Annotated in this window: 13 protein-coding genes and 1 pseudogene; 10 read left to right on the top strand and 4 right to left on the bottom strand. The window is 73.2% G+C overall.

Annotated features, from left to right (window positions below; all coding sequences use genetic code 11):
• Positions 1 to 1,233: 1,233 nt before the first annotated feature.
• From ACFVFR_RS03740 to ACFVFR_RS03715, 6 genes are all read left to right on the top strand, one after another.
• Positions 1,234 to 1,512 carry a YlxR family protein gene (locus ACFVFR_RS03740; RefSeq protein WP_383697782.1) on the top strand — a complete coding sequence of 93 codons (279 nt, stop codon included), beginning with the start codon at positions 1,234 to 1,236 and terminating at the stop codon, positions 1,510 to 1,512.
• A 153-nt stretch (positions 1,513 to 1,665) separates the two neighbouring features.
• Positions 1,666 to 4,779 carry a translation initiation factor IF-2 gene (gene infB, locus ACFVFR_RS03735; protein WP_383697780.1) on the top strand — a complete coding sequence of 1,038 codons (3,114 nt, stop codon included), beginning with the start codon at positions 1,666 to 1,668 and terminating at the stop codon, positions 4,777 to 4,779.
• 175 nt (positions 4,780 to 4,954) lie between these two features.
• Positions 4,955 to 5,248, top strand: coding sequence for a DUF503 domain-containing protein (locus ACFVFR_RS03730; RefSeq protein ID WP_383697778.1), 294 nt, complete (start codon positions 4,955 to 4,957; stop codon positions 5,246 to 5,248).
• A gap of 158 nt (positions 5,249 to 5,406) precedes the next feature.
• Positions 5,407 to 5,877, top strand: coding sequence for a 30S ribosome-binding factor RbfA (gene rbfA / locus ACFVFR_RS03725; protein WP_383697776.1), 471 nt, complete (start codon positions 5,407 to 5,409; stop codon positions 5,875 to 5,877).
• Positions 5,874 to 6,776, top strand: a complete 903-nt coding sequence (gene truB, locus ACFVFR_RS03720) for a tRNA pseudouridine(55) synthase TruB (protein WP_383697775.1) — start codon at positions 5,874 to 5,876, stop codon at positions 6,774 to 6,776. Before rbfA ends, truB begins: the two co-directional genes overlap by 4 nt.
• A gap of 588 nt (positions 6,777 to 7,364) precedes the next feature.
• Entirely contained in the window at positions 7,365 to 8,342 is a 978-nt protein-coding gene (locus ACFVFR_RS03715; RefSeq protein WP_383697773.1) for a bifunctional riboflavin kinase/FAD synthetase, read from the top strand.
• A 359-nt stretch (positions 8,343 to 8,701) separates the two neighbouring features.
• On the opposite strand, the gene ACFVFR_RS03710 is transcribed toward ACFVFR_RS03715, so the two are convergent.
• The 4 genes and pseudogenes from ACFVFR_RS03710 to eccE form a co-directional block, all read right to left on the bottom strand.
• Entirely contained in the window at positions 8,702 to 11,422 is a 2,721-nt protein-coding gene (locus tag ACFVFR_RS03710) for an AAA family ATPase (RefSeq protein ID WP_383698048.1), read from the bottom strand.
• 789 nt (positions 11,423 to 12,211) lie between these two features.
• Positions 12,212 to 12,334: pseudogene (locus ACFVFR_RS03705) on the bottom strand (SCO5717 family growth-regulating ATPase); the annotation flags it as partial.
• Positions 12,335 to 12,614: 280 nt separating this feature from the next.
• The gene (locus ACFVFR_RS03700; RefSeq protein ID WP_383697771.1) at positions 12,615 to 13,421 is read right to left on the bottom strand and encodes a hypothetical protein; all 807 of its coding nucleotides are present in this window, start codon (positions 13,419 to 13,421) and stop codon (positions 12,615 to 12,617) included.
• Between the two features lie 122 nt (positions 13,422 to 13,543).
• Positions 13,544 to 14,857 carry a type VII secretion protein EccE gene (gene eccE / locus ACFVFR_RS03695; protein ID WP_383697769.1) on the bottom strand — a complete coding sequence of 438 codons (1,314 nt, stop codon included), beginning with the start codon at positions 14,855 to 14,857 and terminating at the stop codon, positions 13,544 to 13,546.
• Between the two features lie 421 nt (positions 14,858 to 15,278).
• Here eccE and eccB point away from each other — a divergent pair, with 421 nt between their 5' ends.
• From eccB to ACFVFR_RS03675, 4 genes are all read left to right on the top strand, one after another.
• Positions 15,279 to 16,853, top strand: a complete 1,575-nt coding sequence (eccB, locus tag ACFVFR_RS03690; protein ID WP_383697767.1) for a type VII secretion protein EccB — start codon at positions 15,279 to 15,281, stop codon at positions 16,851 to 16,853.
• A gap of 216 nt (positions 16,854 to 17,069) precedes the next feature.
• Positions 17,070 to 18,362 carry a type VII secretion-associated serine protease mycosin gene (gene mycP, locus ACFVFR_RS03685; RefSeq protein ID WP_383697764.1) on the top strand — a complete coding sequence of 431 codons (1,293 nt, stop codon included), beginning with the start codon at positions 17,070 to 17,072 and terminating at the stop codon, positions 18,360 to 18,362.
• Between the two features lie 584 nt (positions 18,363 to 18,946).
• Positions 18,947 to 20,548, top strand: a complete 1,602-nt coding sequence (locus ACFVFR_RS03680; RefSeq protein WP_383697762.1) for a PQQ-binding-like beta-propeller repeat protein — start codon at positions 18,947 to 18,949, stop codon at positions 20,546 to 20,548.
• Positions 20,549 to 20,892: 344 nt separating this feature from the next.
• On the top strand, positions 20,893 to 21,378 hold the full coding sequence (locus ACFVFR_RS03675; protein WP_383697761.1) for a hypothetical protein: 486 nt from the start codon (positions 20,893 to 20,895) through the stop codon (positions 21,376 to 21,378).
• Positions 21,379 to 21,688: the final 310 nt, after the last annotated feature.

The following is a 21,688-nucleotide window of genomic DNA, read 5'->3' as shown; positions in this document are numbered from 1 at the left end:
GCGCGGCTGATGGTGCCCCCTTCCGTGAGGCGTGGGCCCTTCGCGGGGCAGGGTGCGACGGCGACGGGCGCTTGCGGGCACGCCCACGGCGCGCGGAGTGCGGAGTTCGTACGCCGCGCGCCACGGAGCGCGGCCGACGGCGGCCGACAGGGCCGGCAGCTCGACGTGACCCGGTCCCTGACTGGCCGGCGACCCGTACACGGCCAGAGGTCGGGACCAGGCCGGTTGTGCGGCAGCGGGGAGGAACGGCAGCGCCAAGCGGCCGGCAGTGTTCCCCGGGCCGGTGCGTGTGTACGTGCTCGACGCGCTCCGTCTCGCTCCGCGGGAGGCGGGCACTCCACCAAGGCGGCCCTGGCCCCCTCGGTTGGGTACGGTGCGCTGGGTAGAGGCGCGGGCCCTGGTATCGCCACTCCGTGGCGGACGAGTCCGCTACGGAGTCGAGCCACGGTGCCCCGCTCCGCGCAGATCGTCGCGTGACCCCGGATGGCGAGCGCGAGCCTCGGGCAGCGTGGTGAGGCACAGGTCAGCACCCGAACCACCGGTGTTCCGCGACGTGGCCGGGGCGATGTCGTGCGCCGCCCACATCGCCCCCCGACGAGCACGGTCGCCGGCCCATGGCGCCGGCCGGCGGCAGGCGCACCCCGCCCACCGAGTGACGCGCACGACGTGGGCTTCGCGGACCCGACGGGCTGGGCAGCGACACACACCACAAGGCGCGTCGCCGCGCCACCCACCCCCGGAGCCGACCCGGCCACCAGGCAGACCGCCCCCGAACCGTAGGACCGCCGCCGCACGACAAGAAGCCCACGCGGCGATCCTGCTCGGGAGCACGGAGCACGGAGCACGGAGCACGGAGCACGGAGCACGGGGCGGTGTTGCGGTGGGTACGGGGCGGTGATCCTGCTTGGGGGCACGGGGCACGGGGCACGGGGCACGGGGCACGGGGCACGGGGCACGGGCCACGGGGCGGCGGCCCCGTGGGGGTGCGGGGCACGGGGCGGCGGCCCCGTGGGGGTGCGGGGCACGGGGCACCAGGTGGGTTCACGGAGTGTGGGGGCGGTGGAGCAGCGGCTCGGTGTCCTCCGTGTACCGTGCGCGTCTCGCGTCTCGTACGTCACAGTGAGCACGGGGTCGCCGCCAGGACGCGGTGGGCTCGGCGGAGCGGCATAACAAGCGACCGTTCGATCGTTGCCCTAAACGGGTGGGGTCGGCGCGGGGAGGTAGACTAAAACAGTGTCTGGCCGGACGCGCGACAGCGCATGCCCCGAACGAACCTGTGTGGGATGTCGGGAGCGCGCGGCTAAGGGCGATCTGCTGCGCATCGTGGTGGTCGAGGGCGATTGTGTCCCCGATCAGCGCGGTACGCTGCCCGGCCGGGGTGCTTATGTGCACCCGGCACTGGTCTGTCACGACCTGGCGGTTCGCCGCCGGGCTTTTCCCAGGGCCTTCCGGGCCCAGGGTTCGCTCGACACGACGGCCCTGCGCCGGTACGTCGAGCAGGTAGCACCGTAAGAGCTGGAAGTACGGCACGGGACACCGTGCGGTCAGGTACCTCGCGAGTTGGAAGTAGGTCGAGATTGCGATGAGCACTCGATGAGTACGCGATGAGTACGCCCATGAAGTAGCGACGGTCCGGCGGTCAACCCCGGACCTAAAAGGAGCGATGTGGCTAAGGTCCGGGTATACGAACTCGCCAAGGAGTTCGGCGTCGAGAGCAAGGTCGTCATGGCCAAGCTCACCGAACTCGGTGAATTCGTACGTTCGGCGTCCTCGACGATCGAGGCGCCGGTTGTACGCAAGTTGACTGATGCTTTCCAGCAGGGCAACGGTTCCGGCCGTTCCGCTGGCAAGCCCGCGGCGCCGCGCAAGGCGTCGCCCGCAAAGCCGTCTGCGCCGTCTCCGCAGGCGGCTCGTCCCGCTGCCCCGAAGGCTCCGACGCCCGGCCCCAAGCCGGCGTCGAGCAGCCCCGCGGGCGGCACGAGCGCGGCCCCCACTCCGGGCCCGCGCCCCACTCCGGGTCCCAAGGCTCCGACGCCCGGCCCGCGTCCCGCCCCCGCGGCTCCGGCCGCGCCGGCGCAGCCCGAGTTCACCGCGCCGCCGGCGGCAGCGGCGCCGCCCACGGCTCCCAAGCCCAGCGGCGCCCGGCCCGGTGCCACGCCGGGCCCGCGTCCCAGCGCTCGGCCTTCCGCGCCCGGCCAGGGTGGCGGCCAGGGCCAGGGCCAGGGTGGCGGACGCTCCGGCGCGCCGCGCCCCGGCGGTCAGGGTGGCGCTCCCCGTCCGGGTGGCCGGCCCTCCGGCCCGCGCCCGGGCAACAACCCCTTCACCTCCGGTGGCAGCACCGGCATGTCCCGCCCGCAGGCGCCCCGTCCGGGGGGTCCGCGTCCGGGCCCCGGTGGTCAGAGCCAGGGCGGTCCGCGCCCGCAGGGCGGTGGCCAGGGCGGTCACGCCGGCCCGCGTCCGGGCCCGAGCGGTGCCCGTCCCAGCCCCGGCTCGATGCCGCGTCCGCAGAGTGGCCCCGGTGGCGCGCCGCGTCCCGGTGGCGGCCCTGGCGGCCCCGGTGGTAACCGTCCGAACCCGGGCATGATGCCGCAGCGTCCGGCCGCGGGTCCGCGTCCGGGCCCCGGTGGCGGCGGTCGCGGCCCCGGTGGCGCTGGGCGTCCCGGTGGTGGCGGTGGCGGTCGTCCCGGTGGCGGCGGCTTCGCCGGTCGCCCCGGTGGTGGCGCTGGCGGCGCTGGTCGTCCCGGTGGTGGCGGCGGTTTCGCCGGTCGCCCCGGCGGCGGTGGCGGTGGCGGCGGCTTCGGTGGTCGTCCCGGCTTCGGTGGTCGTCCCGGTGGCCCGGGTGGCCGTGGTGGCACGCAGGGTGCGTTCGGTCGCCCCGGCGGCCCGGCGCGTCGTGGTCGTAAGTCGAAGCGGCAGCGGCGCCAGGAGTACGAGGCCATGCAGGCCCCGTCGGTCGGCGGCGTGATGCTGCCGCGCGGCAACGGACAGGTCGTCCGGTTGTCGCGTGGTGCCTCCCTGACCGACTTCGCGGAGAAGATCAACGCCAACCCGGCGTCGCTCGTCGCCGTGATGCTCAACCTGGGCGAGATGGTCACCGCGACGCAGTCCGTCTCGGACGAGACGCTCCAGCTGCTCGCCGACGAGATGAACTACAACGTCGAGATCGTCAGCCCGGAGGAGGAGGACCGCGAGCTCCTGGAGTCCTTCGACATCGAGTTCGGCGAGAACGAGGGCGGCGAGGACATGCTCGTCGCGCGTCCGCCGGTGGTGACCGTCATGGGTCACGTCGACCACGGTAAGACGCGACTGCTCGACGCGATCCGCAAGACCAACGTGGTCGCGGGCGAGGCCGGTGGCATCACCCAGCACATCGGTGCGTACCAGGTCTCCACCGAGGTCAACGACGAAGAGCGCAGGATCACCTTCATCGACACCCCGGGTCACGAGGCGTTCACCGCCATGCGTGCCCGTGGTGCGAAGTCGACCGACATCGCGATCCTGGTGGTCGCGGCCAACGACGGTGTGATGCCGCAGACGATCGAGGCGCTGAACCACGCCAAGGCGGCCGACGTGCCGATCGTGGTCGCGGTCAACAAGATCGACGTCGAGGGCGCCGACCCGACCAAGGTGCGCGGTCAGCTCACCGAGTTCGGCCTGGTGGCCGAGGAGTACGGCGGCGACACCATGTTCGTCGACATCTCCGCGCGCCAGGGGCTGAACATCGACCAGCTCCTGGAGGCGGTCATCCTCACCGCCGACGCCTCGCTCGACCTGCGCGCCAACGCGGAGCAGGACGCGCAGGGCATCGCGATCGAGGCCCACCTCGACCGTGGTCGCGGCGCCGTGGCCACCGTGCTCGTCCAGCGCGGCACGCTGCGGGTCGGCGACACGATGGTGGCGGGCGACGCGTACGGCAGGGTCCGGGCGATGCTCGACGACACCGGCGCGCAGCTTGAGGAGGCCGGTCCCTCGACCCCGGTCCTGGTGCTTGGTCTGACCAACGTGCCGGGCGCGGGCGACAACTTCCTGGTCGTCGACGAGGACCGCACGGCTCGGCAGATCGCCGAGAAGCGCGCGGCCCGCGAGCGCAACGCCGCGTTCGCCAAGCGCACCCGCCGGGTCTCCCTGGAGGACCTGGACAAGGTGCTCAAGGCCGGCGAGGTGCAGCAGCTCAACCTCATCATCAAGGGCGACGCGTCCGGTTCGGTCGAGGCCCTGGAGTCCTCGCTGCTCCAGCTCGACGTCGGCGAAGAGGTGGACCTGCGCATCCTGCACCGTGGCGTCGGTGCGGTCACCGAGACCGACATCGACCTGGCGGCGGGCTCCGACGCCATCGTCATCGGCTTCAACGTGCGGGCCGAGGGCCGTGCCACGTCGGCGGCCGAGCGCGAGGGCGTGGACGTGCGCTACTACTCGGTCATCTACCAGGTGATCGAGGAGATCGAGGCGGCCCTCAAGGGCATGCTCAAGCCGGAGTACGAAGAGATCGAGCTCGGCACGGCGGAGATCCGCGAGGTCTTCCGCTCCTCCAAGCTCGGCAACATCGCGGGTGTCCTCATCCGCTCCGGCGAGGTCAAGCGCAACACCAAGGCACGCCTGCTGCGCGACGGCAAGGTCGTGGCGGAGAACCTCAACATCGAGGGCCTGCGCCGCTTCAAGGACGACGTCACCGAGATCCGCGAAGGCTTCGAGGGCGGTATCAACCTCGGCAACTTCAACGACATCAAGATCGACGACGTCATCGCGACGTACGAGATGCGAGAGAAGCCGCGCGGCTGATCTCGTCTGACCCGTAACGGTCCGGGGCCGGTCGGCCGGGGCCCCTCCACCGCTGGTGACAGCGGTGGAGGGGGAAATCCCGTCGATCGGCCCCGACCGTTGCGTGTACGGTTTGGGGGTTCCCGCCAAGCAGTGGCGGGGAGCTACCCCGCACCGGCGGGTTAACCGGACACACATGTATGTAGGGACTTTGTCCTTCGATCTGCTCCTCGGCGACGTACGGTCGTTGAAGGAGAAGCGCTCCGTCGTCCGCCCGATCGTCGCCGAGCTGCACCGCAGGTTCGCGGTCAGCGTGGCGGAGGTCGGCGACCAGGACCTCCACCGCAGGGCCGAGATCGGCCTGGCGGCGGTCTCCGGGGACACGGGGCACCTCGTGGACGTGCTCGACCGGTGTGAGCGCCTGGTCGCCGCCCGACCCGAGGTGGAGCTGCTGTCGGTACGGCGGCGCTACCACGGAGACGACGACTGACCGCGACCGACGCGGCACCGTACGGGGCCCCACGGGGCGCGGCACGGGGCAGGAGCGGCGGCGCCACGGGGCGGCCCGGTAAGGGCGAGGGCCCGCGACGGCGCAGGCGCCGCGTCCGACGACTTGACACGTGAACCGAAGAAGAGAGAAGAAGACGCATGACCGACACCGCGCGGGCACGCAAGCTGGCTGACCGCATCCGGGTCGTGGTCGCGGAGACCCTGCAGCGACGCATCAAGGACCCGCGACTGGGCTACGTGACGATCACGGACACCCGGGTCACCGGCGACTTGCGGGAGGCGACCGTCTTCTACACGGTCTTCGGCGACGAGGAGGAGCGGATCGCGTCCGCCGCGGCGCTGGAGAGCGCCAAGGGCGTCCTCCGCTCCGAGGTGGGCCGCCAGACCGGCGTCCGCTTCACCCCCACGCTGACGTTCGTCCCCGACGCGCTGCCCGACAACGCCCGCACCATCGACGACCTGCTCGCCAAGGCCAAGGCCGCGGACGCGCAGGTCCGCGAGGCGTCCGAAGGGGCCGCGTACGCCGGCGAGGCCGACCCGTACCGCAAGCCCGGCGAGGACGACGACGCCGAGCACGAGACCGGCAGCGAGGGCACCGCACAGGCATGAAGCGCAAGGGGACCGGTCCGGACGGACTGGTGATCGTGGACAAGCCGGCCGGTTTCACCTCGCACGACGTCGTGGCCAAGCTGCGCCGTTTCGCGGGGACACGTCGCGTCGGGCACGCCGGGACGCTCGATCCCATGGCGACCGGCGTGCTGGTCATCGGCGTGGAGAAGGCGACCCGGCTCCTGGGCCACCTGGCGCTCACCGAGAAGGAGTACGCGGCGACCATCAGGCTCGGCCAGAGCACCGTCACCGACGACGCCGAGGGCGAGATCACCGCGTTCGCCAGCGTGGCCGGCGTGGAGCGCGCGGCCATCGACGCCGGGGTGGCCAAGCTGACCGGCGACATCCAGCAGGTCCCGTCGAAGGTCAGCGCCATCAAGATCGACGGAAAGCGGTCGTACTCACGGGTGCGGGAGGGCGAGGAGTTCGAGATCCCGGCCCGCCCCGTCACCGTCTCGACCTTCGACGTGCACGAGGTGCGCTCGGCGGTGGCCGACGACGGGACGCCCGTCGTGGACCTCGACGTGAGAGTGGTGTGCTCCTCGGGCACGTACATCCGCGCGCTCGCACGGGACCTCGGCACGGACCTCGGCACCGGCGGCCACCTCACCGCGCTACGACGCACCCGGGTGGGCCCGTACGACCTGAACGGGGCGCACTCCCTGGCGGAACTGGAGGCGTCGCTGACGGTCCTGCCGATCGCCGACGCCGCCGCTGCGGCCTTCCCCCGTTGGGACGTCAGCGCCGAACAGGCACGGCTCCTGGGCAACGGGGCGCGCCTGAAGGGCCCCGCCCTCGACACCGAGGGGCCCGTCGCGGTCTTCGACCCCGAGGGCCGGTTCCTCGCGCTCGTCGAGGAGCGGGACGGCAAGACCAAGAGCCTGGCCGTCTTCGTCTAGGGCCCCCACCCCCCGTACCGCCGTGCCGTCGCGCACGCGGGCGGAGAACCCCTCAGCCGCCGGCTACGCGCTGCCTCGCGTGGGCCGGCGGCTTCGTGTTGCCCTCCGACCGGTACGAGCCCCGCCCGGCCCCTCCCGCCTCCGGGGCGACCGCGCCGCGCGGCCCCGCGCCCCGTGACCCGTGCGGGGGTCACGCCAGGGCTCGAAGTGGGGCATGCTGTGCCGGAGCACGGAGCACGGAGCACGGAGCACGGAGCACGGAGCACGGAGCACGGAGCACGGAGCACGGGGCGGTGTCGCGGTGGGTACGGGGCGGTGATCCTGCTTGGGGGCACGGGGCACGGGGCACGGGGCACGGGGCACGGGGCACGGGGCACGGGGCACGGGGCACGGGGCGGCGGCGCTGGTGGGGGTGGCGTCGCGCGCGGGGCGCGGGGGCAGTGTTGTGGCGTTCCCCTGAGATACGGGGCGGGGCTGTGCTGTGGTGGGGCGGGGAGCGGGTGGGTGATGCCGGGGCCCGAGCGTGGGCATGGCAGTCTTAGACCTGCGTCAAATGACAGACAAGAGTTCGGGTGAGGAGCGGGCACAGTGCAACGCTGGCGTGGCTTGGAGGACATCCCCGAGGCTGCTTTCTTCGGGCCTGGGGGACGCAGCGTGGTCACCATCGGCTCGTACGACGGCGTGCATCGCGGGCACCAGTTGATCATCGGCAGGGCCGTAGCACGGGCGCGTGAGCTCGGCGTACCGGCGGTGGTGGTGACCTTCGACCCGCACCCGAGCGAGGTCGTACGCCCCGGTAGCCATCCGCCGCTGCTGGCCCCGCACCACCGGCGCGCCGAACTGATGGCGGAGCTGGGTGTGGACGCGGTGCTGATCCTGCCGTTCACGACGGATTTCTCGAAGCTGCCGCCGAGCGAGTTCGTGGTGAAGGTACTCGTCGACAAGTTGCGCGCACAGGTGGTCGTCGAGGGCCCCAACTTCCGGTTCGGGCACAAGGCCGCCGGCAACGTGGAGACCCTGAAGGAGCTCGGCCGCACGTACGACTACGAGGTCGAGATCGTGGACCTCTACGAACGGGGCGAGGCGGGCGGCGGCGAGCCGTTCTCGTCCACCCTGACCCGCAAGCTCGTGGCCGAGGGTGACATGGCGGGCGCCATGGAGGTCCTGGGCCGCCCGCACCGGGTCGAGGGCGTCGTCGTACGGGGCGCGCAGCGCGGGCGCGAGCTCGGCTACCCCACCGCCAACCTGGAGACGCTGCCCCACACCGCCATCCCCGCCGACGGCGTGTACGCCGGCTGGCTCACGGCGAACGGCGAGGCCATGCCCGCGGCCATCTCGGTCGGTACGAACCCACAGTTCGACGGCACGGAGCGCACCGTCGAGGCGTACGCGATCGACCGGGTGGGGCTCGACCTGTACGGGCTGCACGTCGAGGTGGACTTCCTGGCGTTCCTGCGCGGCCAGGAGAAGTTCGAGTCGGTGGAGGCGCTGCTGGAGCGCATGGCCATCGACGTCAAGCGCGCCCGGGACCTCGTGGCGGCCCGCGCCGGCGACCACCAGCGCTGAGACGGTGCGCCCGGCGGCCCCGCGCCGCTCCGCGCCCCACCGGGGCGGCGGGCGGTGCGGCGCGAGGTGGGGCCGGGCCCGCGAGGAGCGTTCGGCGCGCCGTTGACGTCGCCGGGGCGTGTCCGGCTCTGCCTGTCCCCTTCGCGCGGACCCCGCCCCCTCGGAGCGAGGGGAGTGCCTATGCGGGCCGTTCCTCCACGGGGCCGCCTTCTCGCCTCCACGGGGCCTGCGCGCGGGGCCGACGGAGCGCGCGTGGCGCGCGCGAGCTCAGCGAAACGGCGGGGCCCGCACCGTCGTCCGAACACTCCCCGGTGTCCGGACGACACGGTGCGGGCCCCGCCGCCGTGCACGCCGGTGGCCTATTGCTGGGGCGGTGCGGGGGGCTGGGGCCAGCCGCCCTGGCCGGCGCTCCGCTGGTCGTCCTGGGCTCCCTGCTGGGGCGCGCCGGGCTGCGGATAGCCGTATCCGGGTGGAGCCTGTTGGCCGGGCTGACCCGGTGCGGCCGGTGGGGCGGCAGGCTGTTGTCCGGCGGGAGGCGCGGGCTGTGGCGCCGCGTACTGCCCCGGCTGGCCGTACTGCTCGGGCTGCGGCGTCTGCGGGCGTTGCTGCCAGCTCTGCCCCTGCTGCGGGTAGCCCTGGGGCGCCGGGTACGCCGCGCCGGTGCCCTGCTGCGCTCCGTACGGATCGGCGTGCTGCTGCCCGTGACCGGCCTGCCCCGCCGGGTACCCCGCCGCCGGCGGCGCGGCCTGGCCGCTCGGCATCGGGGGCGCCATGTGCGGCGGGTGGGAGGCGCTGCCGTCCGTTGTCCACAGGCCCTGTTCCTGCTGGGCCCGGGTGAAGTCCTCGGCGACCATCGCGGACAGGTGGAAGTACGCCTCGCGGGTCCTGGGCCGCATCATGTTCAGGTCCACCTCGGCGCCCGCCGCCAGGTGCTCGTCGAACGGCACCACGACCACGCCACGGCAGCGTGTCTCGAAGTGCGACACGATGTCCTCCACCTTGATCATCTTCCCCGTCTCGCGGACACCCGAGATGACGGTGATGCTGCGCGAGACGAGATCGGCGTACCCGTGCGCGGAGAGCCAGTCGAGCGTGGTGCTCGCGCTGCTCGCCCCGTCGACGGAGGGCGTGGAGATGATGATGAGCTGGTGCGCGAGATCGAGCACGCCCCGCATGGCGCTGTAGAGCAGGCCGGTGCCGGAGTCGGTGAGGATGATCGGGTACTGCTTGCCGAGTACGTCGATGACGCGGCGGTAGTCCTCGTCGTTGAAGGTCGTCGAGACCGCGGGGTCCACGTCGTTGGCGAGGATCTCCAGGCCCGACGGCGCCTGCGAGGTGAACCGCCGGATGTCCATGTAGCTGTTGAGGTACGGGATGGCCGTGACCAGGTCGCGGATGGTCGCCCCGGTCTCGCGTCGGACGCGCCGGCCGAGCGTGCCCGCGTCGGGGTTGGCGTCGATGGCGATGACCTTGTCCTGCCGCTCCGTGGAGAGCGTCGCGCCCAGTGCCGTGGTGGTGGTCGTCTTGCCGACGCCGCCCTTGAGGCTGATGACGGCGATCCGGTAGCAGGACAGCACGGGCGTACGGATCAGCTCCAGCTTCCGCTGCCGCTCCGCCTCCTCCTTCTTGCCGCCCAGCTTGAACCGGGAAGCGGCCCCGCCGCCCTGCCGCCGGGGCTTCTGCTTGGCGCGCAGCAGGCGGTCGGAGGAGAGCTCCACGGCCGCCGTGTAGCCCAGCGGGGCGCCGGCCCCGTGCCCCGTGCGCGCCCGCTGGTTGGCGGGCGGGGTGGGCCACTCGCCGGACCTCGGGTCCACCGGCCCCGCCGTATGCGGCTGCGCCCCGGGCCCCGGCGCTCCGGCCTGCGGCCCCGCGTGCGGGGCCGGGACACCGGGCTGCGCCTGCTCGGGCCCGGGCTGCGGGAAGCCGTAACCCCCCTGCGGGGCGGCGGGGCCGGCGGGCGCTCCGTGCTGCGGGAAGCCGTACCCGCTCGGCGCTCCGCCGGGCTGGGCGGTCGGCGGCTGCTCCGCGCCGCCGGGCGCCGAGGCGGCCAGCGGATACCCGTAGCCGGCTGGCGCTGCGGAGCCGGACGGGGCGGGTGCCGGCGCCGGCTGGCCGGGCGCGGGGGCGGCCCCGGGCTGTGCGGTGTAGCCACCGCTGTCGGGCTGGCCGGGGACGGGGCCCCGTGCCTCGTAGGCGCCCTGCCCCGTGTCGGGCTGGCCCACGCCGGGTTGCGCGGCGGGCGGCTGAGCGCCGGGGGACGCCGCCGTACCGGTGCCGCTGGGCTGCGGGTAGCCGTAACCGTCGTGCTGCTGGCCGGGGTTGGGGGCCTGGTGCTGCTGCCCTGCGGGCGGTGCGAGGCCGGGTTGGGGCTGTGCGTGTGGGGCGGGTGGCGCCCACGCGCCCTGCTCGGGCACTGGTGCGGCGCCGGCGACCGGGCTGGCCGCCGCCGGTGCGGCCGGCACGTGCCCGGCGGCACCGGTGACGTGCGGTGCCGGCTGGCCGTGCGCCGCGCCCCACGGCGCGTCCGTGGGCGCCGGTGCGGCCGGGGCGGGGGCGGCCGGGGCGGGGGCGGCCTCCGCTCCCGGCTCGGCCTGGCCGGCCTGCTGCGGTGCGGCGCGCTCGAAGTTCGGCGGTAGCGGCGGGAGTCCGGAGTGCGGTGCGGCCGGTGGCGGCCAGGCGCCAGCGGGCTGGCCGCCGGAGGCGTAGGGCGACGTCGCGGGCTGCGGCGCGCCGTGCGGGGCCGTGCCCTGGGGCGGGTCCGAATGCTGCGGGGCGGCGCTGGCCGGCCCCGGGGCGGCCGGCCCCGGGGCGCCGTGGCCCGCGGCCCCGTCGGCGCCGGCCGCGCGCTCCGCAGCCTCGTGGTGCATGGCGGCGGTGGAGAACCGCATCGTGCCCGCACCGCCCGCGCCACCGGGCGTCGACTCGGAGTCGGCGTGGGCACCGGGCCACGCGCCGGTGGTCGTCTCCCGCTCGGTGGCGGGGTCCGGTGTCGCACGCGGATGCGCGTCCGCCGCGTCGGCGCGCTCGCGGGCGGCCATCTCCTCCATGTCGCGGCGTAGCGACGCGGTGGAGAAACGCATCGTGGAGGGGCCCTGCGGGCTGTGTACCCCGCCAGCTCCCGCACCGGACGACGCCGTCGTGGAAGCGGCGTCAGGCGCCCCGGCCGCGCTCGGCGCCACCTGGGACGGGGCGGCGTCGGCCGCGTCGCGCGTGTCCGCCGCGCCCCGTACCGCCGGGGCGTCAGCGTGATCGGCGCCTGGGGCGGAGCCGCCGTCCGTCGCGCCGTTGCGCGGCCCCGGCACCTGAGCGGTACCGTCCGGCGCCTGGATGCGATACGCGTCGTCGTTCGCCTCGTCATCGGCGGCTGACCCGCCACGAGCGGTGGCACCTGACGCCCCCGTGGCGTCACCGGACGCGCTGTGGACGCCCCGCGCCGGCTCGGCGCGGCCCGGGGCCGCACCGTTGCCCCCGGCGCCACCGCCCTCGGCGAGACCCGTGTTCTCGGGCTGGGAACCGGAACCCGAACCGGAACCGCCAACGTCCCCCGCCTCGCCGGACAGTGACGACCCGTCGGTCACCGGCGCGTCACCTCCGGGAGCTCCGGGTGCTCCGGGTGTTGCCCAGGACGCCGGGTAGGCGTCCGGCGTCGGGGCCCCGGGCACGGCTACGGGGTTGCCCGTGGGTGGCGGGGGAACAGCCGCTCCGGCGTCGTACCCACTGGGAGCCGGGGGCATCGCGGGCGCCGGCGGGAGAGGCGGCCACGGCGAGGCGGGCGTCGCACCGGAAGGCGCCGGGGGCGGCGGTGTCGAGGAGGCGAACGCCGACGAGGGTGACGACGAAGAGGAAGGCGAAGAGGACGCCGTGTTCTGCGTGTACCAGGCGGGAGGGGTGTAGTCGATAGTGAACTCGCCCGTGTGCTCGGCGTCCGCGTCGGACTGATCCTCGCCCGGGGTGGTTCCGCCCGTGCGGATCTCGTCCCGATCGCTGCTCACAATGCCTCCTGCTGGTGTGGTCGAGCACCCTTGAATATCTCGGTGGGCCGACCGTTCCCGTCGTACGACCGCTCGGCTTTCCCCATGAGGGACGCGGAGCCACCGCAATCGGGTTCTCCGCACTCCACACCAAGACTAATCATCCTGAGCGCCACAACGGCAGGCCCGCCCCCTGGCCTCGGTCGCCCCGAGTGGAACCGGCGGCGTACACCCGGGGATCGCCGCTCCGCGCCCCGTGGTGCGACCCGGAGGCGCGCACCGGGGTGCCGCGCTCGCGGTGTCAGTCCACGCGGCGTGGGGCGCCCAGGAGACCGGCCTCGACATCGGTCGCCCGTATCGTGACGTACTGCCGCGAACGCCGCGTACACCACAGAGTTACCTCATCAGGCAGCGACGACAGGGCGTCCACGTCCGCGCGGGGCAACGCCAGCACCCGGCCCACCGCGGTCGCCTCGTCGGGCGAAACCCGCTGAACGCCCACCAGGTCGGCCTGCTCCAGCAAGCGTGGGGCCACCGGGCTGACGTACGGCAGCAGCGTCAGGACCGACTGCCAGGGGGCCGCCGCCACCCGGCCCCGTGGCGGGCGCATGCCGCAGTCGCGGACGACCAGCACGGGGCCGCGAACCGACGGCCCCTGCGGGGCCACCCGACCCACCTCGTGCGTCGCCATGCAGGGATGGCCGCCGCCCGCGGCCTGGACGAGAGAGGCCCAGGACTGCGCGCGCCCCGTCTCCACGGCCACCCGCACGCCCGTACCCGCCGCCCGCAGCGCGAGCACCTGGGCCGACCACAAGCCGCCGACGAGCACGATGTCGTAGGGCGCCGGGCGGCTCAGGCCGAGCGTGACGGGGCGCTGCCGCTGATCGGCGCCGACCACCACGCCGTCATCCCCGATCGGCAGTGCCAGCGCGTCGAGTTGCCCCTCGCGCACCACGTGTCGGTCGCGTCGCGGTCCGATCAACCCGAAGCCGAACCTGGCCCGGACGCCTCGTCCCGTACCGGGCGCCGGTGCGCCGCCCCCGGCGGCCGGGGGGCCGGGCGGCGTACGGGAGTCGGCGCCCGGGTGACCGTACGGCGTGCCGGGCATCGGGACAGGCGCCGGCGCCCCGGGAACCCCCGGGGAGTTCGGAGCGCCCGGCGGCGCCGCGCGGTGCCGGCCGGACGTGCCCGGAGGGTGGCCCGAGCCGACGGGCGGGCGCGGCGTACTCATCAGCGGGTCCCTCCAAGCGGCAAGGTGGCCAGTACACCGGGTACCTGTTCGCGATCCAGCCGGACGAGGCCGGTTCCGAGGTCACGCGCCGCACGCTCCAACGCGCGCCGCGCGCCTACCAGTTCGTCGTCACTACGTCCCGTGATCCGCACGTGTCCACTGAGGACGACCTCCCGGCCACCGCTGCGCCCCAGCGTCAGGCTGAACGTCGTCGCCAGCACCGGCACCGCCGTCAGCAGCGACACCAGGCGCGGCAGCGGCGTCCCTCCCGCCCCCAACTGGGGCCAGCGGCCGACCCAGTACGTCGTGTGCCGACGGTCGTCACAGCGCCAGGTGCGGGAGGTCTCCACGGTGCGCCGTGCCGGCGCGCTCGGCGAGCCGTGGGGTGCGGCGGCGATGGGGTTGGCGCACGCGGCGGCGGCCACGGCCGCGACGAGCTCCACCTCGGCGAGCACGTCCGCCCGGAAACCCGCCCCGACGAGGCGGCTGGACAGCTGGTCGGCGGCGCGCAGCAGGCACCGCCGCGCCCCGTCGAGCCCGCCACCACGGGCCGCCACGGCCTCCGGGCAGAGCTCCGGATCGAGCTTGAGCGCGACCCAGGTGACACGCAGCGCGGGCGCGCCCGACTGGGCCTGGAGCGGCCCGTAGTTGCGGGTGGCCGCCGCCTGCGGCGGGAGGTGCGGCGCCGGAGCGGGCTGGGTGTGCTGGATGACCTGGACGGACTCCAGGCGTATGCCGTCCACGTCCATGCCGTCGCGCAGCAGCCCCAGGGGGAGCGAGCGCTCGCCCCCCGGCGGTCGCAGTCCGAGGTCGGCGGCCTCCACGCGCAGCACGGCGGTCAGGAACGTGCCGTCCCCGATCATGCCGACGTCGCGCCGTGAGCGGCCGGCGAAGGAGTACGTACGCAACGCCGGTTCGCACTCCAGGACCGGTGCCAGCCCGGGGTCGGTGCCCTCGGGGACGCGCAGGGACGCCGCCCGTCGCGTGCGCCCGCGCAGGGCGAGCGCGGTCGCCAGCCACTCCGGCAGCGAGCGCCGACGGCGGCGTACCAGGGCGACCAGCACCAGCAGAGCCGCCACGACCGCGGCGGGTGCCACGAACAGCGGGTCGACGACCCAGGCCACGAGCAGAACGGCGGCGGCGACCTCCACGAGCACGAGCTGCCGCAGCGGGAACGCCCCCAACCCGCCCGTACGCGCCGTCCTACGCGGCGCCACCGAGCCCGGCCGGACCGGCGCACCCTGCCCCTGGTCGGGTGCCCCGCCACGGGGCGCCTGGGCCCCCACCGTGCCACCAGCGACCGCTCCCGTCATCGCCTCGCACCCCGCCCGCGCCGCCGTCCCGCGCACCACCCGCGCGCGGGGCGGGGCGCACGGTGCCACCCCGCCGTCTCGCCCGCGGTTCCCGCGCGCCGGCGCGGCGCCTGACGCGCGCGTAAGCGCACGCAGATCCTGTGCGTCATGTCGTACGCCCCCTCATGTCGCGCCACCGGAATCCGCTGTCCGGTCGCCTGACGACCCCGCCCCGCACGCCCCGCTGTCGTACGCACACCGACCGTAGACCGTCGTGCCCCCACGCCCAACTCCGGGGCCCCGAACCTTGCACGGAGTGACCCGGGCGTCACGCACCGAACGCTTACCGGCATAGTAGGGGGCCGGTCTGACAGCGGCGGCCCGGATGCGGGGGTCGACGGCGCGACCGGCACCGTTCCATGTGGGGGAGGGACCGAGGCCCATGGCATCACGGCGGGACGAGCTCAACGCGTACACCTTCGCCAGGAAACGTGTGGTCGCTGCCTTTCTGCAGCCCACACCGGCCGGCACGGAGGAAGGCGCGCCCCGTGCGCTGCGCGCGGTGCTGCCCGGGGTCGTCGTCGGCGCCCTGGTGCTCGCCGGCTTCGGGGCGTGGGGCATGTTCAAACCCAAGGCCCCGAAGGGCTGGGACGAGCCGAAGGCCAACGTCATCATCGGCAGCGACTCCACCACGCGGTACGTGGTCCTGGAGACCAACGGCAAGGCCCAACTCCACCCCGTCCTCAACCTCTCCTCGGCCAAGCTCCTGCTGAACCCCAGCAAGGGCAAGGTCATCAAGGTCGACGAGAAGATCCTGGACAACGGGAAGATCCCGCACGGGCCCACCATCGGCATCCCGTACGCACCGGACCGGCTGCCCGACGCGCGCGACGCGGGCCGGGCCAAGCGCTGGGCGGTGTGCGAACAGCCGGGCGGGCGCGGCAGCACCGTGCAGAAGGCGACGTTCGTCCTCGCCGACCGCGAGACCGCCAGAGTCGAGGGAACGGAGCGGCTGCGCGGCGGCCAGGTGCTGTACGTGCGGGACCAGAACGGGGCGCGCTACCTGGTGGACGCCAAGGGCGCCAAGTACCTGATCGGAGGGCCCAACTGGCGCGAGCGGTCGGCGGACTACAGCTCCACGTACGACAAACTGCTGCTCCGTACCCTGGTCGGCAACCGCTCCGCCCATCCCCAGCGCGTCACCGACGACTGGCTCAGGACGCTGCGCGACGGCACCCCGATCACCTTTCCGCACCTTCCCGGCACCGTCGCCACGGACGCGGGGATCGCGGGGCTCAGCGAGGACGAGGGACGCGTGGGCACGGTGCTCAGGGCACAGACCGGCACGGGGCCGCAGCACTACGTCGTGCTCCCCGGCACCGTGCGCCCCGTCTCGGACTTCACCGCCGAGCTGCTGCTGAGCTCGCCGGAGACCGACCTTCTGAACCAGGCGGGGAAGGCCCGGGACGTCGACGCCCAGGCGTTCACCCCGGAGGGCCCCGAGGACGCCTTCTACGGCGACCGCTCCTGGCCGCAGGCCAAGACGGAGCAGATCAACGCGCTCGGCGGCGACACGGCCCGCGACACGGTGTGCAACGTCCTGCGCGAGGCGGCGTCCGACGGCTCCACGAAGCTGAGCACCTGGGCCGGCAGGGGCTTCCCCGCGACGATCGCCGAAGGTGGCAGCACCACCTACGTCACCCCGGGCACCGGGCTGCTCTACCGGGAGACCCGGGGCCGCCAGTCCAGCTCCGGCTCGCTGTTCCTGGTGACCGACACGGGGCTGCGGTACGCGGTCCAGACGAACAACGACAGCAGCTCCGAGGAGAGCGCCATCGGCACCGACGGCAAACCGAGGAAGCCGGACGAGGAGGGCCGGCGCGAGATCGACCAGGCCCGCATCCGGCTCGGCTATCAGGACGTCAAGCCGGTGCGGGTGCCCATCGAGTGGTCGTCCTTCCTAGCGAAGGGCCCCCGCCTGGACACCACGGCGGCGCGGCAACCGCAGGGGGCGTAGCCACGGGGCGGCGATCCTGCCCGGGGGCACGGGGCACGGGGCACGGGGCACGGGGCACGGGGCACGGGGCACGGGGCACGGGGCACGGGGGCGCCGTGTGGGCCGGCATGGGGCGGGCCGTGGACGGGGCGACGGGGGTGTCCGCACGTGGAGTTCGCGGTGACGCGGAGTGCGGCGCGCAGGCGCGCGGCACGGGAGAGGGACGGACGAACGGCGATGTGGACGACGCATCAGACAACCCGGGCGGCGGCGCTGACGACCGCCGCGCTGCTGGCGAGCCTCGGCGCGGCAGCAGCGCCTGGCGGGGCGGGAGCGCCCGTACGAGACGACCCGGCACGCCCGCCCCTCGCGAGCGGGCCTCGGGGCACGCCGGCGCCTGACACCGGCGTGACGGTGAACGGCGGCGGCGCGTGCGAGTATCCGATGAAGAAGCAGTTCGCCGCCCGGCCCTGGGCACTCCAACGCGTCGTCCTCGACGAGTTGTGGCAGGAGACCAGGGGGCGAGGCGTACGGGTCGCCGTCATCGACACGGGCGTGGACGACGTCAACCCGCAACTCACGCCGGCCGTTGACGACGCGAGCGGGCTCGACCTGGTAACCAGGGGCAAGCGCGCGGACCCGACCGCCGACGCCGTCGGGCACGGCACGAAGGTCGCCGGCATCATCGCCGCCCGCCCCCGGCGCGGAACCGGATTCGTCGGACTCGCCCCGGAGTCGACGATCATCCCGATCCGACAGAACGACGAGAAGGCCACGGGCACGACGAAGACGATGGTGGTCGCCATCGAGCACGCGATCGCCGAAAAGGCCGATGTCATCAACATCTCGCAGGACACGACCAAGCCGCTCTCGCACCATTCCGATTTGGCGCTGGCCGTGGAAAAGGCGCGGCAGAACAACATTGTCGTGGTGGCCTCGGCGGGTAATGACGGCCTCGACAACAAGGTCAAGGAAACCTACCCGGCGGCCTACGCTGGCGTGTTGGCCGTGGCCTCGTCCGACCGCAACAACGAACGGGCGCCCTTCTCCCAACGGGGCGAATTCGTGGGCGTCGCCGCACCGGGCGTCGACATCGTCTCCACCGTTCCCGGAAACGGACAGTGCGTCGACAACGGCACCAGCTTCTCCGCCCCGTACGTGGCCGGCGTCGCCGCCCTGCTGCGCGCCAAGTACCCCGGCTGGCGGGAGCACGAGATCGTCGCCTGGATCAAGCAGACCGCCAACCGGTCCATCAACGGTCGCGACAGCAACGTCGGTTGGGGAGTCGTCGACCCCGTACGCGCCCTCAGCGGGCACGTCAGTCCGCTCTCCGCGCCCACGCCGGACCGCGCGCCGAGCCGGCCGAGCGCCCCGGAACCGGCTCGCCTCACCTTCGGCGAGACGGAGCGCGAACGCCGCGAACGGCTGGCCACGTACGCCATCGGCACCGCGACGGTGACGGTCGCGGTCATCGTCGGCACGGCGGTTGTCCTACGAGACCGCCGCCGCCGCGCGGAGCGACGCGCCTGACGCCTGCTGCCGGGCGTCGGGTGGCACGGCCCCGTGCCCCGTGCCGCCGTGCCCACCTGGCCTCGTTCTCGACCTCACGGTCGCGTCCCGGCGCGCACCCCGCAGCCGCCGCAGCCGCCGCCGCAGGCGTCGTCGACCGTGTGTGCCGCGCCCCGTCCTCCATGCGGCAGTACGGGATTCCTCCGCCGCGATGTGCCGCACACGAAACGGGATTCGCCGGCGAATAGCGACGCCCTGACGAATTGGATCACTATCGCCAAGATCGGTGGCCGACCACCTCGTCAGGGGATTCCCGGCCGGTAATGGTAGAAAGAACCCCCGCTCGTTAGTCATTGCATGGCGGGCTCTGCGACCGATTCGCTCCTTTTCGGGGGAAAGATCGTCCGAATTGCGGGAGGAGGCCGATCGGTTGGCGGGTCCGCGTGAAGAGGTAGGCGCCGATGTCGCAGCCGCCACAGCCCCCCCACCAGCCGCCCGGAGGCTTCGGTGCGCCGCAGGACCCGTCACAGGGCGGCTTTGGCGCGCCGCAGCACCCCCCCGTTCCGCCGCCCGCGCCCCATGCCCCGCCAACGCCCCCGCCCACCGTGCCGGCCGCGCCCCCCACCCCGCCGCCGGCCTGGGGCGGCGCGGGCGGGTACGCGCAGCAGCCGACGCAGTCGAACCCGTACGCGCAGCACCCCCAGTACGGCTACCCGCCGGCGGGCCAGCCGTACTACGGCGCGCCCGGGGCGGGCGGCCCCGGGACGCCGGGAGCCCCCGGAGGCGGCTCGGGCGGTCAGCGCAAGAAGCGCACGGCGATCATCGTCGGCGCGACGGCCGCGGTCGTGCTCGCGGCGGGTGGCGGCGTGTGGGCCGTGGTAGGCGGCGACGACGGGGGCAAGGAGCCTCAGTCGAAGCAGAGCACCGAGCCCGGCAAGAAGGAGACGACGGGGCCGTCCAAGGCCCCGGAGGAGACGGCCACTCCGGGCGAGCAGGAACTCGACCCGAACGAGATCCGCCAGGACGGCGAGGCGAAGGTGCTCTTCCAGACACCGGCACCCAAGGTCGCCCGGAGCGGGGTGGACGTTCCCGGATTCTGGGTCATGGACGACTACGTGGTGAAGGCCGTCCAGACGAAGATCGTCGCTTACGACAACACCGGCGCCGAGAAGTGGAACGTCCCGCTGCCGAAGACGGTCTGCGCCGCTCCGTCCACGGCGAACGACGCCGGAAAGGTCGTCATCGCGTACGAGGGACGCAAGAAGGACGAGTGCAGCCAACTCGCGCTGATCGACCTCAAGGCCGGAAAGAAACTCTGGGACAAGCCGGCCCCCGAAGGCGGCCTGTTCGGCAGTGGATACAACAGTCTGGGCATCGCCCAGAGCGGTGACGCGGCGGGCCTGTCCTGGTTCGGCGGTTCCGCCCTGGTGAGTGTCAAGGACGGCAACCCGCTTCCGGTCCCGGAACTGACCGCCTCGTGTTCCGTCAAGGGCTGGGCGGGAGGCAAGGCCCTGCTGCGCGCGTACTCCTGCAACGACGGCACCGCCAAGCTACAGAAGATCGACCCGGCCACCGGCAAGGTCACGTGGACCTATCCGGTGCGCAAGGGGTACGAGGTCACGCGGATCTACTCCACCAGCCCGGTGGTCGTCCATCTCACCGACGACAAAAGGAAGTCGGGTGGCCTCATCGCCGTCAAGGAGGGCGGAAAGGAGCGTTCCGTCCTCGACCTCGGTGGACAGGAGTACCAGCCGGACTGCGGTATGAGCCTCTTCGGCTCCAACATAGGCGCCTGTCAGGGCGTCGTGGCCTCGAACGACACGTTCTTCCTGCCCACCGCGCTGGGCAAGAGCAGCACGTCCGGGCTGACCACCGAGATTCACGCCTTCAGCCTCGACACCGGCAAGAGGAAGTGGGCGTCGAAGGTCAACGGCCGCATGATGTCCCCACTGCGCATGGACGGCGAGAACCTCATCGCGTACCAGGAGCCCACGTACGACAAGGCCGGCACGGTCGTCAGCATTTCCCCGAGCGGAGGCGCGCCGAAGACGACGGAGCTGCAACTGCCCGCGGCCACCAAGGAAGCGGAGGACGGTTTCTACCGCACCCGCCGCGTCTACGACGAGAAGGGCCGCTTCTATCTGGCCTCTGAGCGTCTGACCGGCGACGGTGAAAAGGAACGGCTCATCATGGCCTTCGGTCCCTGACAGTCGATTCGAGAAAGCTGTTCCACGGCCCAACGGAGGGGGTGGACGTCAACCGGCGTCCACCCCCTCCGTGTTGCCCGGATGCACCGTCGTGCCCGCCGCCGGCCGGTGGCGGGCCAGGTGCGCATGAAGGGGACGCTACCCCTCACACGACATCGCTTATCGCCTTTATGAGTGCCTATCGGGCAAATCCGTAAGCGGAGGTGAAACGCTTCGCCACGATGAGCGATCCTCAACGGCTGGTAATCGCGGTGGTGTGGGCATGTATTGTCGCGCGCGACGTCGCTCGCAGTGGTTAGAGTGGTACGCGAAGTCACCTGCGCCGTACGGGGAGGCGGAGTGAGATGAGCGAACAAGATCATGACGGTGGTCGCCACTTAGGCGACACGCGCGGTGGGGCCGACCTTTCGCGCGAGGCCGAGACGCTGACCTACTTCAAGGGCCGGATCGACAAGATCCTCCTTGAGCTGGAGTCGTCCCCGGCCGCGAAGAGCAGGATCAGCGATCAGACCATCACGCGCGCGGCCTACGGGACGGGCTTCAGTGCGGCCGACGACCTCGCGAGCATGTACGACAAGGTCCACGGACGACTGGAGAAGTTCTCCCAGACCCTGGGGGAACAACTCGAGATGCTCGGCATCGCCGTACAGATCGCGGACCGCGGCTACGACAGCGTCGATGCCAGGCAGGCCGCACGGCTGAACGAGATCCAGCGCCGTGCGCGGGCCGACTACGCGGCGGTGAAGCACCACCAGTCCACCGACCGCGCGACGGGCCCCGCGGACACCGGAGGCGGCGAGACCGGCGGCTCCGGTTCGGACTTCAGGTAGGAGAAGAGGAGGCATGGGGAACGGGGAGTTCGAGGGCCAGTCCCTTGAGAGCCTGCACGCGATGTTGGCGGGAGCGGATCCGGCCAAGCTGGCGAACGCGGGGAACACGCTCAGCGACGCGGGCCCGAAGATCACGGAAATCGGCAACTACCTCAGGAGTCACGCTACACGCGTTGAGTGGCGCGGCGAAGGCGCGGACAGCTTCCGCGAGTGGGCGCACCACTTCGCCCTGGAGGTCACGCGGTTAGGGCAGTTCACCAGCGGTGTCGGCGGCCACATGGTCAACGCGGGCCAAGCGCTCACCGAAGCC

This window comes from Streptomyces sp. NPDC057702 (assembly GCF_042799315.1).
In the GTDB taxonomy this organism is placed as follows: domain Bacteria; phylum Actinomycetota; class Actinomycetes; order Streptomycetales; family Streptomycetaceae; genus Streptomyces.
Note: the sequence above shows the minus strand (reverse complement) of the source record. Positions and strands in the feature narration are given on the sequence as shown.

Bases quoted from the DNA above. Each gene is read 5' to 3' on its own strand.
- ACFVFR_RS03730 (WP_383697778.1), top strand. From the start codon at position 4,955: ATGTATGTAGGGACTTTGTCCTTCGATCTGCTCCTCGGCGACGTACGG.
- rbfA (WP_383697776.1), top strand. From the start codon at position 5,407: ATGACCGACACCGCGCGGGCACGCAAGCTGGCTGACCGCATCCGGGTC.
- truB (WP_383697775.1), top strand. From the start codon at position 5,874: ATGAAGCGCAAGGGGACCGGTCCGGACGGACTGGTGATCGTGGACAAG.
- ACFVFR_RS03710 (WP_383698048.1), bottom strand. From the start codon at position 11,422: ATGCGTTTCTCCACCGCGTCGCTACGCCGCGACATGGAGGAGATGGCC.
- ACFVFR_RS03700 (WP_383697771.1), bottom strand. From the start codon at position 13,421: ATGCCCGGCACGCCGTACGGTCACCCGGGCGCCGACTCCCGTACGCCG.
- eccE (WP_383697769.1), bottom strand. From the start codon at position 14,857: ATGACGGGAGCGGTCGCTGGTGGCACGGTGGGGGCCCAGGCGCCCCGT.
- eccB (WP_383697767.1), top strand. From the start codon at position 15,279: ATGGCATCACGGCGGGACGAGCTCAACGCGTACACCTTCGCCAGGAAA.
- mycP (WP_383697764.1), top strand. From the start codon at position 17,070: ATGTGGACGACGCATCAGACAACCCGGGCGGCGGCGCTGACGACCGCC.
- ACFVFR_RS03675 (WP_383697761.1), top strand. From the start codon at position 20,893: ATGAGCGAACAAGATCATGACGGTGGTCGCCACTTAGGCGACACGCGC.